The organism is Mameliella sp. MMSF_3455, assembly GCF_030733205.1.
Lineage (GTDB): Bacteria > Pseudomonadota > Alphaproteobacteria > Rhodobacterales > Rhodobacteraceae > Antarctobacter.
Genome location: NZ_JASHJL010000022.1, coordinates 15,673 through 29,775, shown reverse-complemented (window position 1 = coordinate 29,775; position 14,103 = coordinate 15,673). Strand labels below are relative to the sequence as shown.

The following is a 14,103-nucleotide window of genomic DNA, read 5'->3' as shown; positions in this document are numbered from 1 at the left end:
GAGCAACCAACTGACCGCCCATACGGCAGAAAGAAAGAGTGTCATGTCCAAACGTTCGAAACGGGTTGCCATCGCGATCGTCGGCGCCGCGGCCTTTACCCTCGCGGGATGCAAGGAGGAACAGGTGGACGCCGCTGCCTTTCCCGACCTCCAGACCTGCAAGGACGAGGCGCTGCGCGGTGGCATGTTCTCGGCGCAGGACTGTGAGATCCAGTTTGCCGAAGCTGAGAAACTGCACGTCGAGGCGGCGCCGCGTTACGACAGCCGCGAGGTCTGCGAGGAACTGCACGGCCCGGGCGCCTGCGGCCCCGAGGCGGCGGTGACAGAGGGCGGCTCCGGCAGCATCTTCATGCCGCTGCTGGCTGGCTACCTGATCGGGAACATGATGGGCGGACGGTCCGGCATGTCCGCCGCGCAGCCGCTTTACAAGACCAAGGACGGGCGCTTTACCAATGCGGCAGGCTCCAGTGTCTTTTCGGGCAACAAGGGCGCGACCAAGCTTGGCACCTCGCAGTTCACGCGCCCTGCCTCGACCATCGGCGCCAAACCGATGTCCCGCGCCACCGCGCTCTCTCGCGGCGGGTTCGGCAAGTCGGCAGGAGACCGCACGCGGTTCGGCGGTTGACCTGGTTCACTGCCGGCACGTGTGCATTTCGCGTGGCAGCGGGTCGTTGATCCGTTCGTCGCCGGTCACGAAAACCGGATCTGCGCCTTCATTGCCCGGCTGCGGTCCGAGGCCAGCATGAAGCCCTCCTCCGCCTCATCCAGCGCGACCTCATGGGTGATCAGGGGCTTTACGTCGATGCGCCCCTTGCGCATCAATTCCACGGCGGCAAAGAATTCCTCGTGAAAGCGGAAAGACCCGCGCAACTCCAGTTCCTTGGCGGTGATCGCCTGCACCGGCAGGGTCATGTCGCCTCCCAGACCAAGCTGCAGGATCACGCCGCCGGGTCGCATCGCCGGGATCGCGGCGACCAGCGCGGGCGCCGCGCCAGAACACTCGAACAGCACGTCTATCTGCCCTTTCTCCGCCGCAAGCGGCGCCAGCCCGTCAGGGTGTTTGCCCATGTTCACGACGCGGTCGGCGCCCAGGCGGGCCGCCATGTCCAGGGTGAAATCACTGAGATCGGTGGCCACGATTTCGGCTGCGCCCGCAGCGCGCGCCACCAGGACCGCCAGCATCCCGATCGGTCCGCAGCCGGTCACCAGCACGCGTTTTCCCAGAAGGTCCCCGGCGCGGCGGGCGGCGTGCAGCACCACCGAGAGAGGCTCGGCCATCGCCGCCTCGCCAGCGCTCAGGTCCCCGGCAGGTGCACATTGCGCGACATCTGCCACCAGGAACTCGCGGAAAGCGCCCTGGATGTGGGGGAAGGGCATGGCAGAGCCGTAGAACCGCATGTTCAGGCAATGGTTGGGCTGGCCCGCATGGCAGAACCGGCAGGCATGGCAGGGCCGCGATGGCGACACGGCGACCCGCAGCCCCTTGGCCAGGCCGCTGACACCCGCGCCCAGGTCCTCGATCCGGCCCGCAACCTCGTGGCCCAGGATCATCGGTTCCTTCAGCCGGACCGCACCAAAGCCGCCCTGGTGGTAATAATGCAGGTCGGACCCGCAGATGCCGCCGGCCTCCAGCCGGACCAGAACCTGCCCGGGCCCCGGAACGGGCATATCGCGGTCCTCGATCCTCAGGTCATGTGCGCCGTGGGCGACGATGGTCTTCATGCAGGCTCCTCCCGTTTCCGTGCGCCATGATGGGGACCGGGCCGGGGCTTGTCGAGGGGCGTTCAGGTCAGGTGCCGTTCCAACCCCTGCAGCATGTGCAAGCAAGCCGACAGCTGGTCGCGGCTGACGTATTCGTCCGGCTTGTGCGCCTGCTCGATCGACCCGGGGCCGCAGACAACACAATCCATGCCCAGTGACTGGAACAGCCCCGCCTCGGTGCCGAAGGCCACCACGTCCAGTCCATTGGCGCCGGTCAGGGTGGAAACGATTTCCGCCACTTCGCTGTCCTTGACCGGATGCAGCCCTTGCGTTTCGGCGATGACCTCACGGGTGATCGCGACCTCGGAATGCACCGAGAGCATCGCGGGCAGCATCTCCTCGGCGAAACGGTCGATTTCGGCCAGGACGTGCTCGGCGTCGGATCTTTGGACCGGGCGCATTTCCCAGTCGATCTCGGCATGGTCGGGAATGACGTTATGCGCGTGGCCCGAATGTATCCGGCCAATGTTAAGCGTGGTCCAGGCGGGCGAGAACGGGCTGCCCTCGGGGGCGCGGGTCCGCAGTTCGCCTTCCAGTTCCATCAGCCGCCCGGCATAGCGTGCCGCACAGACAGCGGCATTGACCCCGTGATCCGGGGCGGACCCATGTCCGGCACAGCCGGTGATGTGGGTGGTGTATTCGTAGCAGCCCTTGTGCCCGTTGATGACGCGCATCATCGTCGGTTCGCCAAGGATTGCCATTGCCGGGCGGATCTCGCGGGCGCGCAGGTCCTCGACCAGCGCGCGGGCACCGAAACAGCCCACTTCCTCGTCATAGGTCAGCGCGATATGGACCGGGCGGGTCAGCGGCCATTCGGCGATGCGCGGGGCCACCGCCAGCACGCAGGCGATGAACCCCTTCATGTCGCAGGCGCCGCGCCCATAGAGCCGCCCTTCGCGATCTTCCATCACAAACGGCTCCGAGGACCATTCCTGATCCTCGACGGGCACCACGTCGGAATGCCCCGACAGGACCAGACCGCCGTCGCCTTCGGGGCCGAAGGTGGCAAAGAGATTGGCCTTGTGCCCGGTCTCGTCCAGCGTCACGTCGCAAGTCGCGCCGAGTTCCTTGAGATAGTTCGCGGCCCAGGCGATCAGGTCCAGGTTGCCGTCCGCCGAGACGGTTGGAAAGGCGATCAACTCGCCCAGGAGTTCCTCTGTGCGGTAGAGCAGGTCCATGTCAGTCCTTGACGAAAAGCCGGCGCGGACGGTCGCAGAGGCATTCCGCCGGCCCGTCCTCGCGGATCAGGATGGATTCGGTGATTTCCAGCCCCCAGTCTTCCATCCAGAGGCCGGGCATGAAGTGGAAGGTCATCCCGGGTTGCAGCACCGTTTCGTCACTGGTGCGGATAGAGATGGTCCGCTCGCCCCAGTCTGGGGGATAGCTGAGGCCGATGGGATAGCCGCAGCGCCCGGTGCGCTGGATGCCGCCCTTGGCCAGCGCGGCGTAAAGGGCGCGGGCGATGTCGCCGGCAGTATTGCCGGCACGCGCCGCCTCCAGCCCCATTTCCAGGCCTTCGACCAGCGCCTTTTCCGCGTCCAGCATGTGTTGCGGCGGCTTGCCCAGAAAGACGGTCCGGCAGAAGGGGGCGTGGTAACGGCGATAACACCCGGCCAGTTCAAAGAAGGTCGCTTCGCCCTCGGCGAAGGGGCGCCCGTCCCATGTCAGATGCGCGGCAGAGGCGTCGAGTCCCGACGGCAGCAGCGGCACGATGGAGGCGTAGTCGCCCCAGTGTCCATCCGCCCCGCGGATCGCGTCGGCGTAGATTTCGGCCACCAGTTCGTTCTTGGGCAATCCCGGTTCGACGCGCTCGAGGATGCCGTCGACCATCTTTTCCGAGATCTTGGCTGCGCGGCGGATGAACGTGATTTCCTCGTTGGACTTCACGGCCCTTTGCCAGTTCACCAGCGCGGTGGCGTCGATCAGCCGCGCGTCGGGCAGTTCCTCGACCAGCGTCGCATGTGCCCGGGCCGAGTAATAGTAGTTTTCCATCTCGACGCCGATCCGGCCCGTGTCCAAACCACGCGCGCGGATGTGTGCGGCGAGGTCCTGCATCGGGTGAATATCCGTCGCCTGCACGTAGTCGTCGGCATAGCCAAGGATCCGGTCCGGTTCCATCCAGACGGTGCGCAGCGCGCCGTAGCCATCCATCGACCGTCCCCACCACAGCGGCGCCTCGCCCGGGATGACCAGAACGCCCTGGTGGACGTAGAAGGACCAGCCGTCATAGCCGGTCAGCCAGGCCATGTTCGACGGGTCCTCGACAAAAAGCGCATCCAGCCCCAGCGTTTCCATGCGGGCCTCGACCAGGCGCAGGCGCCGGTCGTATTCGGTCTGCGAGAAGGGAAGGTTGGGGGCCGACATATACTGCACCTCTTATCATTGTCCGTTCCGCCATGGTTTGGCGAAACGGAGGAACTGCAAGGAAAAACCTTATGGGACAGCTTGAAGTCCTAGGTGGCGATTGGTCATTGTGCAAGAAGGGGGACCGACACCACTGGGTCCGAAAACGACCGGCAGGGAGCACAATGATCGATTTCACGCTGGACCGCGTGCTTGCTGCCCGATCCCGGATCGCCGGGATCGCCGACCGGACGCCTTTGGTCCCTTCGGCGCTCAACGCGCGCTTTGGGCAAGAGTTCCTTTTGAAACTGGAAATCGCGCAACCGGTGGGTGCCTTCAAGCTGCGCGGAGCGGTGAACGCGATTTTCGGACTGGAGGGCGACGTCGCCGGGGTGACCTGCTGTTCCACGAGAAATCACGGGCGCGGTGTGGCGTATGCGGCCCGCGCCAAGGGATTGCAGGCGGTGGTCTGCATGTCGCATCTGGCCCCCGAGGCCAAGGTGGCAGGCGTGCGCGCGTTGGGGGCCGAGGCGCGCATCGTGGGCCAAAGCCAGGATGATGCCCAGGCCGAGGCCGAGCGTCTGGTGGCCGAGGAAGGGTTGGTGGAAATATCGCCTTTCGACGACCCGGCGGTGATCGCGGGGCAGGGCACCATTGGCCTGGAACTGCTGGAGGCACGGCCCGATCTCGATACGATCCTTGTGCCGCTTTCCGGCGGCGGGCTGTCGGCGGGCGTTGCTTTTGCCGCCAAGACGATCAACCCCAGGATCCGTGTCATCGGCATCACGATGGATCGTGGCGCGGCCATGTATGCCTCGTTGCAGGCCGGGCACCCGGTCGAGGTGACGGAGGTCGCCAGCCTCGCCGACAGTCTTGGCGGGGGGATCGGCCTGCAGAACCGCCTGTCCTTTCCTCTGTGCCGTGACTACCTGGACGACGTGGTGCTGGTCACCGAGGAAGAGATCTATCACGCGCTCCAGACAATCTACTACGAAGATCGCATCGTATGCGAAGGGGCCTGCGTGGTGGGGATCGCGGCGGTCCAGGCGGGCAAGGTCGCCCTGCGCGGGCCGACAGCCACGATCATCACCGGGCGCAACCTCGACATGGGACTGCACGCGGCGATCATGGCCGGGCAGGATGTGACGTTGGGGGATCTGACCATCAAGGGGAGGCGCTATGAGCCGTGACGTGACCATCCTGACAGAGGAAGACCTGCGCGCCGCCGTTCCCTTGGACCTGACCGCGGTGGACGTGGTCGAACGCGCCTTCGCGGCGCTGGCCACGGGCGATGTGGTGATGCCGCCGATCCTGTCGATGGACCTGCCCCAAGTGAACGGTGAGGTCGACGTCAAGACCGCTTACATCCCGGGATTCGACGGCTTCGCGATCAAGGTCAGCCCCGGGTTCTTTGACAACCCAAAGCTGGGCCTGCCCAGCCTGAACGGGTTGATGATCCTGTTCTCGGCCAAGACAGGGCTGGTCGAGGCGCTGCTTCTGGACAACGGATACCTGACCGATGTGCGCACGGCCGCCGCAGGCGCGGTTGCCGCGCGGCATCTGGCCCCGACGCAGGTTGCGACGGCCGGGGTGATTGGCTCCGGTGTGCAGGCGCGCTTGCAGATGCAGGCGGCACATCTGGTGCGCCCCTTCAGGCGGGCGCTGGTCTGGGGGCGCGACACCGCCAAGGCCGCAGACTGTGCCGCGGACATCGCGCAGGCGCTGGGGATCGAGGCCGAGGTCATGAATGATGCCCGCGATCTGGTGGCGCAAAGCCAACTGGTCATCACCACGACACCGGCGCGCGCACCTGTCCTCAAGGCCGACTGGCTGCATCCGGGGCTGCACATCACGGCGGTGGGATCGGACCAGGGCGGCAAGAACGAAATCGAACCGGCGGCTCTGGCGCGGGCGGATCTTTATGTCTGTGACCGGATCAGCCAATGCGAAACCAGCGGCGAACTGGAGGCCGCGCTGGCGGCGGGCCTGATGGTGTCCCCGGTCGAACTGGGCGACGTGATCGCGGGCAAAGCGTGGGGCCGGCGCAACCCCGACGACATCACCATCTGTGACCTCACCGGCACTGGTGCGCAGGATACGGCCATTGCCACCCATGTGATGCAGGTCCGTGGTGCCGCCGGGACGACGATCGCCACATGACCCGCCTGGACGCCCGCGATCTCAAGATCCTCTCGGTCCTCGCCAGGGAGGGCCGCATCACGAAGGCGGCGCTTGCCGACAAGGTGGGCCTCTCGGCGACCCCCTGCTGGGAGCGGTTGAAGCGCCTGGAACAGGCCGGGTTGATTACCGGCTACCGGGCCGAGATCGACCTCAAACGCGTTGCGCCCCATGTCACGGTCTTTGTCGCCGCTGAACTGGCGGACCACACGGCGGCCAGCATGCAGGGCTTTGAACGCGCCATGCAGGGCTATGACGAGGTGGTGAACTGCTGGGCACTTGGCGGCGGGTTCGATTACCTGTTGCAGATTGTTGCGCGGGACATCGACTCGTACCAGCGGCTCATCGACGCCATGCTGGAGGCACGGATCGGACTGGCGCGATACTACACCTATATCGTTACCAAGCCGGTGAAATCTTCGGCCGTGCCGCCGCTGGACGCGCTTCTGGGCGACTGAAACCGAAGATCTGGACTGCCACAAGGCTTCTCTGGAGCGGAATTCTCTGGTCTGGCAGGTGAATTTGGTCTCAGGCCGTGCCGGTTTCAGGACATTCTGCACCCCAGATAATGGAGGTGTGACATGACCCAGACGGTTCTTTCCGCGCGTGAGGAAGTCTCTGACAAGTCGCTGGTCCGCAGCTTTTCCTACGTCGGGGGCAAGTGGATCGCGGCGCGGGACAACGCGGTGCTGCAGGTGACCGATCCGGCCAGCGGCGCCGTGGTCGGCGAGGTTGCCAGCCTGACCGCCGACGACAGCGCCGGCGCCGTGGATGCAGCGCAACGTGCCTTTGCGGCCTGGTCGGTGACGCTGCCGCAAGAGCGGTCGGCATTGCTGCGGCGCTGGTTCGACCTGATGATCAAGCACAAGGAAGACCTCGCCCGGATCATGGTGCTGGAACAGGGCAAGCCGATCTCCGAGGCGCGAGGCGAGATCGACTATGCCGCGAGTTTCGTCGAATATTACGCCGAGGAATCCAAGCGCCCGAACATCGAGGGCGTCACCAGCCACCTGCCCGACGCAGAGGTCGAGCTTTGGCTGGAACCGGTGGGTGTGGCGGCACTAATCACGCCGTGGAACTTCCCCTCGGCCATGCTGACGCGCAAGGCGGCGGCAGCGCTGGCGGCGGGTTGCACCGTTGTCGCCCATCCCAGCCATGAAACCCCCTTCAGCGCGCTGGCCCTGGCCGAACTGGCAGAGCGCGCGGGCTTCCCGCCCGGTGTCTTCAACGTGGTGACGGGCCGCGCCTCGACCGTGGTGCCGCCCTGGACCGACGACAAGCGCGTGCGCGCGCTTTCCTTCACCGGCTCGACGGAGGTGGGGCGACTGCTGTACCGCGCCTCTGCCGAGACGATCAAGAAACTGGTGATGGAACTGGGCGGCCACGCGCCGGTGATCGTCTTCAAGGGCGCGGACCTCGACGAGGCCGTGGCCGAGACGATCAAGGCGAAATTCGCCACCTCTGGCCAGGACTGCCTTGGCGCCAACCGTATCTACGTCGAACGGCCCATCTACGATGCCTTCTGCGAGAAATTCGTTGCCGCCACCAAGGCGCTGAGCATCGGTGCGGGCATGAGTGACCCGGACATCGGCCCGCTGATGAACGAAGCGGCGGTCAAGAAACAGGAAGAGCATGTTGCCGATGCGCTGGAAAAAGGCGCCAAGCTGGCCTGCGGCGGCAAGCGGAACGCTCTTGGTCCGCTGTTCTATGACCCCACGGTACTGACCGATGTCCCGGACGAGGCGCAAATCATGAGCGAGGAAACCTTTGGCCCGGTGGCGCCCATCACGCCCTTCGATACCGAGGATGAAGTGGTCGCCCGCGCCAATGCCAGCGAATACGGGCTCGTCGCCTATGTCCACTCGATGGACCCGCGCCGCATCTACCGGCTCAGCCGGGCGTTGCAGTTCGGAATGGTGGCGGTGAACCGTACCAAGGTGACAGGCGCGCCAATTCCCTTTGGCGGGACGAAACAATCCGGTCTGGGCCGCGAAGGTGCTCGCCGGGGGATGGAAGAATTCATGGACATCAAATACGTCTGCCGCGATTGGGCGTGAGGCGAGGAAAGGGCCGAGATGCTTAGAAACGATCAACTGGACCAGTGGGACCGCGACAACTTTTTCCATCCGTCGACCCACCTGGCCGAATTCGCCCGGGGCAACGTGCCCAACCGCGTCGTGACCGGCGGGCAGGGTTGCCATATCGAGGACCGCGAGGGCAACAGGCTGCTGGATGCCTTCGCCGGGCTCTACTGCGTGAACGTGGGCTATGGCCGCCAGGACATCTCCGAGGCGATCGCCGAGCAGGCCAGGGAATTGGCCTATTACCACGCCTATGTCGGTCACGGCACCGAAGCGTCCATCACGCTGTCCAAGATGATCCTCGATCGCGCGCCCGCGGGCATGTCCAAGGTCTATTTCGGCCTGTCGGGGTCTGACGCGAACGAGACCAACATCAAGCTGGTCTGGTACTACAACAACATCCTTGGCCGCCCGGAAAAGAAAAAGATCATCTCGCGCTGGCGCGGCTATCACGGGTCGGGCCTGATGACCGGCTCGTTGACGGGTCTCGAGCTGTTCCACAAGAAGTTCGACCTGCCGCTGACCCAGGTGATCCACACCGAGGCGCCGTACTACTACCGCCGCGACAACCTGGACCTGACGCCGGAACAGTTCACCGCCCATTGCGCGGCAGAACTGGAAGCCCTGATCGAACGGGAAGGCGCGGACACCATCGCCGCCTTCATCGGCGAGCCGGTGCTGGGCACAGGTGGCATCGTTCCGCCGCCGCCGGGTTACTGGGAGGCGATCCAGGCAGTGCTGCAGAAACACGACATACTGCTGATCGCCGACGAGGTGGTAACCGGCTTTGGCCGTCTCGGTACCATGATGGGCTCGGATCACTACGGGCTGAAGCCCGACCTGATCACGATCGCCAAGGGCCTGACCTCGGCCTATGCGCCGCTTTCCGGCTCTATCGTCGGCGACAAGATGTGGAAGGTGCTGGAGCAGGGGACGGATGAAAACGGTCCCATTGGTCACGGCTGGACCTATTCGGCCCACCCCATCGGCGCGGCGGCAGGTGTCGCCAACCTCAAGCTGCTGGACGAGCTGAACCTCGTGCAGAACGCGGGCGACGTGGGCGCGCATTTCCAGAAGGCGCTGCACGATGCGCTGGATGCTCATCCGAACGTCGGCGAAGTGCGTGGCGAAGGCATGATGGCGGCGGTGGAATTCGTCGCCGACCGTGACAGCCGGACCTTCTTCGACCCGTCGAAAAAGGTCGGGCCCAGCGTGGCCGCTGCGTTGCTGTCGCGGGGCGTGATCGGCCGCGCGATGCCGCAGGGCGATATCCTGGGCTTTGCGCCGCCCTTCTGCCTGACCCGCGAAGAGGCCGAAGAGGTCGCCGGCAAGACCGCAGAGGCGGTTGCGGAGGTTCTGGGCTGAGCCGGACCGGCATCGCCTCCGCGCGGGCGAACGATGATCTGCGACCACAGGGCGCCCCGGCAACGGGGCGCCTTTTTCGTCTGTGACTGTTGCGCCGTGAATGGGTTTGCTAAGCCCGGCAGGGGGCTATGTCGCACTGTCGGAGGGCAGGTCATGTTGCTGCAAGTTTCAGGCGTTACCAAGAGCTTTGCCGGAGCAGAGGGGCCGGTTCCCGTCCTGTCCGGCGTGGACCTGTCACTGGACCTCGGCCAGACCCTGTCGCTACAGGGAGAGTCCGGTTCCGGCAAGAGCACGCTACTGCACATCGTCGGCGGGCTGGATACTGTCGACGGTGGACAGGTCCTGTTCGACGGGCGTGACGTTGCCGCGCTGGACGAGGCTGGGCGGGCGGCGCTGCGGCGTTCGGACGTCGCGGTGATCTTTCAACAATTCAACCTGATCCCTTCGCTGGACGTGTTCGACAACATTCGTTTCCAGGCACGGCTGGCGGGGCGCGAGGATGCGGCGCAGGTGGCGCGACTGATCGAGGCGCTGGGACTGGTTGATCACCGGCACAAGTACCCAGAGCAGCTGTCCGGCGGGCAACAGCAGCGTGTCGCCATCGCCCGGGCCTTGGCAGCGCGGCCCCGGTTGATCCTTGCGGATGAACCCACGGGCAACCTGGACGAGGCAACAGCGGAAGAGGTGCTGGATCAGATGCTGGCGCTGGTGGGCGAAACCGGCGCCGCGCTGATGGTGGTCACCCATTCGCCGACTGTGGCCGCGCGGATGGACCGCCAGCTTCACCTGCGCGCAGGACGATTGGCATGACGCGGGCGGTGCTGCAGGCGCTGGCCGCGCATTGGCGGCGCAATCCCCTGCAGTTCTTTACCTTTCTTGCCGGACTTGCCTTGGCGACGGCGCTGTGGTCCGGCGTGCAGGCGATCAATGCCGAGGCACGGGCCAGCTACGACGCCGCCGCCGCGACGTTGGGCGAGGGGCGCTTTGACCAACTGGTGCCAAGGGCCGGGGACAGCCTTCCGCAAGAGACCTACGTCTCGCTGCGGCGGGCGGGCTGGCAGGTGTCGCCCGTGATCGAAGGGGTGCTGCGCACCGATGGCGGCAGGATCCGGGTGGTCGGGTTGGATCCCTTGACCACACCGGGTGCGCTCAGCCCTGTCGGTGGCACCCGGGACATCGATCTGGACAGTTTTCTGACGGTGGGCGTGCTCTTCGCGAATGCCACCACGGCAGAGCGGCTGGCGGGCCTCCCGCAGGAGATCGTCACGGATCCGTCTGTTGCGCCGGACACGGCGCTGACGGATGTAGGGGTGGCGCAGCGCCTTCTGGACCGGCCAGAAAGCCTAAGCCGGCTGATCGTTGCACCAGAGCAGCCGTTGGGCCTGCCGCCGCTTGACGAGGTCGCGCCGGGACTGACGCGCGTCGCGGCGCAATCGGGCAGCGACGTAGGGCAGCTGACCGGCAGTTTTCACCTTAACCTGACCGCCTTCGGCCTGCTGAGCTTTGCCGTGGGTATCTTCATCGTGCACGGCACCATCGGCCTGGTTTTTGAACAGCGCCGCGGCATGGTGAGGACGTTGCGGACCTTGGGTGTGCCCTTGCGGCGCCTGATCGTCCTGATGCTGGTGGAACTGCTGGTCCTGTCGCTGCTGGCAGGCGGGATCGGCGTGGTGCTGGGCTATTTCGTGGCCGCCCTGTTGTTGCCGGACGTGGCCGCGACGCTTGAGGGGCTCTATGGCGCGCAGGTGTCCGGCGGTCTGCAATTGCGCCCGGTCTGGTGGCTTTCCGGGCTGGCAATTGCCGTGCTGGGGGCCGGTATGGCGGGGGCCGGTGCGCTTTGGCGGATTGCCCGGTTGCCGATCCTGGCCAGCGCCCGCCCGCGCGCCTGGGCGATGGCTGCGGGCCGGGGCCGCTGGCTACAGGGCGGGGCGGCGATGCTGCTTTTGGCCGTGGCGGCGGGGATTGCCCTGGCCGATGCCGGTCTGATCGCCACATTCGCATTGTTGGGTTGCCTGCTGATCGGGGCCGCACTTGCGCTGCCCCTGATCCTTGGCGCGGTTCTGGCGCTGGGTCAGTCGCGTGCCAAAGGTGTGATCGGCGGCTGGTTCTGGGCCGACACGCGCCAGCAACTGCCCGGGCTCAGCCTTGCGCTCATGGCGCTCTTGTTGGCGATGGCGGCTAACGTGGGTGTATCGACGATGGTGTCCAGCTTTCGCCTGACATTTATCGATTTCCTGGATCAGCGCCTGTTCGCGGATAGCTATGTCCGCGGCAATGACCGTGAACAGATGGCCGGGATCGAGGCGTTTCTGCAGGCTCGAGGGGCGACGGTCCTGCCCCTGCTTCGGGTCGACAGCCGTCTGGACGGGATCCCGGCAGAATTGATGGGCGCGCGGATCGGACCCGCATATGAGGACAACTGGGCCTTTGTCGATGCCGGACCGGACGCCTGGGAACGGGTCGCGGCAGGGCAGGCGGTGATCGTCAACGAACAACTCGCGCGCCGCGCGGGGCTGTGGCTGGGCGACATGCTGGAGCTTGGCGGGGGCCTGCGCCTGCCGCTGGCCGGCGTGTATGGCGATTACGGCAACCCGCTGGGACAGGCAGTCATTTCCGAGGCGCGGTTCAGCGAGATATTCCCCGACGAGGCGCCCCGCCAGTTCGGGGTGCTGGGGATGGAGCCAGACGACCTGCGCCGCGCACTGAGCGAGGCATTCGACCTGCCGCCGGACAGCGTGGTGGACCAGTCGACGGTCAAGGCCTTTTCGCTGGGCGTTTTCGAGCGGACCTTTACCGTGACGGCGGCGCTCAATGTCCTGACCCTTGCAGCGGCGGGCTTTGCCATCCTGATGAGCCTGTTGACCCTATCCGCCATCCGCCTGCCGCAGCTTGCGCCGGTCTGGGCGATGGGGCTGACGCGCGGCACGCTTGCACGGGTCGAACTGGTGCGGGCGCTGGTGCTGGCGGCGCTGACGGCTATTCTGGCCCTGCCTCTGGGGCTGGCGCTGGCCTGGGTTCTGCTGGCGATGGTCAACGTGCAGGCCTTTGGTTGGCGTCTGCCGATGTATCTCTTTCCGCTGGATTATGCGCGACTGGGTCTGTTGACCCTGATGGCGGCGGCGCTGGCCGCAGTCTGGCCGGCGCTGCGCATGGCGCGGACGCCGGTGTCGCACTTGTTGAGGGTCTTTGCCAATGAACGCTAGGCTGATCGCTTTCCTGCTGCTTTGCCCGGTGGCGGCGTTGGGGCAGGGATTTGCCGGGTTGGGCACGGATGCAGCGGGATTTGCCATGCCCGCGCCGGATCCGGTCTTTGACTTTCCGGCCGATCATGGCCCGCACCCGAATTACCGCATCGAATGGTGGTACGTAACGGCCAATCTGACCGGCCCCGATGGCACTGATTACGGGGTGCAGTGGACGCTGTTCCGCTCGGCCCTCGCGCCCGGAGAGGGGGAGGGCTGGCGTTCGCCCCAAGTCTGGTTCGCCCATGCTGCGGTGACAACGCCCGATGCCCACCATGTCGCCGAACGCATTGCCCGTGGCGGGATCGGTCAGGCCGGTGTTACGGCCCAGCCATTTGATGCGTGGATCGATGATTGGCAGATGGTCGGAAAGACGCTGGACAACGTGAGGCTGACAGCCGGCGGGACCGAGTTTCGCTATGACCTTGGGCTCGAGGCGCAGGGCCCGCTGGTTTTCCATGGCGACGGGGGGTTCTCGGTGAAATCGGCGGAAGGACAGGCCAGCTATTATTATTCGCAGCCCTTCTACCGTGTCGAGGGCAGCCTTGATTTGCCCGACGGGATTGTGCCCGTGACCGGAGAGGCCTGGTTGGATCGCGAATATTCCTCGCAGCCGCTCAGCAGCACGCAATCGGGTTGGGATTGGTTTTCGCTGTCCTTCGATACGGGGGCCAAACTGATGGGGTTTCGACTGCGCCAGACCGATGGCAGCGCCTATACATCGGCCACCTGGATCGGCGCGGACGGTGCGACGCAGCCCTACGGAGACGGCGCCCTGACGGCAGAGCCGATGCGGAACGCCGAGGTGGCAGGGCGAGAGGTGCCAGTCACCTGGCGCGTGACGCTGCCGGACCGGAATATCGACGTGACGGTCGAGGCACTGAACCCCGACGCCTGGATGGCGGTCTCGATCCCCTACTGGGAAGGGCCGGTGCGTGTAAGTGGCAGCCATGCGGGACGCGGTTACCTGGAGATGACGGGCTACGAATGAGCGCATGGCCGCCCGCACGGACGTTGCGCTTTGTCCTGCTGGTGCGGCGGAGCTACAGATCTCAGTCCAGTGACATAGCGGACAGGCCGCGTCTGCCGCGAGAATCATGTCCTCGCCTGAACCGCGGACAAAGCGACGCATC

At 65.7% G+C, this 14,103-nt stretch carries 12 protein-coding genes; 9 read left to right on the top strand and 3 right to left on the bottom strand.

Annotated elements, in window-relative coordinates; all coding sequences use genetic code 11:
* Positions 1-43: 43 nt before the first annotated feature.
* The gene (locus RBB42_RS16370) at positions 44-625 is read left to right on the top strand and encodes a DUF1190 domain-containing protein (protein ID WP_305970360.1); all 582 of its coding nucleotides are present in this window, start codon (positions 44-46) and stop codon (positions 623-625) included.
* Positions 626-690: 65 nt separating this feature from the next.
* Here the strand turns inward: RBB42_RS16370 and RBB42_RS16365 are convergent, their stop codons facing one another.
* From RBB42_RS16365 to RBB42_RS16355, 3 genes are all read right to left on the bottom strand, one after another.
* On the bottom strand, positions 691-1,722 hold the full coding sequence (locus RBB42_RS16365; protein ID WP_305970359.1) for an L-idonate 5-dehydrogenase: 1,032 nt from the start codon (positions 1,720-1,722) through the stop codon (positions 691-693).
* A gap of 62 nt (positions 1,723-1,784) precedes the next feature.
* A complete protein-coding gene (gene argE / locus RBB42_RS16360; RefSeq protein ID WP_305970358.1) occupies positions 1,785-2,939 on the bottom strand; it encodes an acetylornithine deacetylase in 1,155 nt (384 codons plus the stop codon).
* 1 nt (position 2,940) lies between these two features.
* Complete coding sequence (locus RBB42_RS16355) at positions 2,941-4,125, bottom strand: M24 family metallopeptidase (RefSeq protein ID WP_305970357.1); 1,185 nt, start codon at positions 4,123-4,125, stop codon at positions 2,941-2,943.
* A gap of 164 nt (positions 4,126-4,289) precedes the next feature.
* Between RBB42_RS16355 and eutB the strand changes: the two genes are divergently transcribed.
* The 8 genes from eutB to RBB42_RS16315 all read left to right on the top strand — a co-directional run bounded on the left by eutB (position 4,290) and on the right by RBB42_RS16315 (position 13,961).
* On the top strand, positions 4,290-5,294 hold the full coding sequence (gene eutB, locus RBB42_RS16350) for a hydroxyectoine utilization dehydratase EutB (protein ID WP_305970356.1): 1,005 nt from the start codon (positions 4,290-4,292) through the stop codon (positions 5,292-5,294).
* Positions 5,284-6,264 (top strand): cyclodeaminase, encoded by a 981-nt coding sequence (locus RBB42_RS16345; protein ID WP_305970355.1) that lies wholly within the window; start codon positions 5,284-5,286, stop codon positions 6,262-6,264. The genes eutB and RBB42_RS16345 overlap by 11 nt, the downstream gene beginning before the upstream one ends.
* The gene (locus RBB42_RS16340) at positions 6,261-6,740 is read left to right on the top strand and encodes an Lrp/AsnC family transcriptional regulator (RefSeq protein ID WP_305970354.1); all 480 of its coding nucleotides are present in this window, start codon (positions 6,261-6,263) and stop codon (positions 6,738-6,740) included. The genes RBB42_RS16345 and RBB42_RS16340 overlap by 4 nt, the downstream gene beginning before the upstream one ends.
* A gap of 123 nt (positions 6,741-6,863) precedes the next feature.
* Positions 6,864-8,339 carry an NAD-dependent succinate-semialdehyde dehydrogenase gene (locus RBB42_RS16335; protein WP_305970353.1) on the top strand — a complete coding sequence of 492 codons (1,476 nt, stop codon included), beginning with the start codon at positions 6,864-6,866 and terminating at the stop codon, positions 8,337-8,339.
* Positions 8,340-8,357: 18 nt separating this feature from the next.
* Positions 8,358-9,728 (top strand): aspartate aminotransferase family protein, encoded by a 1,371-nt coding sequence (locus RBB42_RS16330; RefSeq protein ID WP_305970352.1) that lies wholly within the window; start codon positions 8,358-8,360, stop codon positions 9,726-9,728.
* A 153-nt stretch (positions 9,729-9,881) separates the two neighbouring features.
* Positions 9,882-10,538, top strand: a complete 657-nt coding sequence (locus tag RBB42_RS16325) for an ABC transporter ATP-binding protein (protein ID WP_305970351.1) — start codon at positions 9,882-9,884, stop codon at positions 10,536-10,538.
* Positions 10,535-12,931: an FtsX-like permease family protein gene (locus RBB42_RS16320; RefSeq protein WP_305970350.1), complete on the top strand. Its 2,397-nt coding sequence runs from the start codon at positions 10,535-10,537 to the stop codon at positions 12,929-12,931. Before RBB42_RS16325 ends, RBB42_RS16320 begins: the two co-directional genes overlap by 4 nt.
* The gene (locus RBB42_RS16315) at positions 12,921-13,961 is read left to right on the top strand and encodes a lipocalin-like domain-containing protein (protein WP_305970349.1); all 1,041 of its coding nucleotides are present in this window, start codon (positions 12,921-12,923) and stop codon (positions 13,959-13,961) included. The genes RBB42_RS16320 and RBB42_RS16315 overlap by 11 nt, the downstream gene beginning before the upstream one ends.
* Positions 13,962-14,103: the final 142 nt, after the last annotated feature.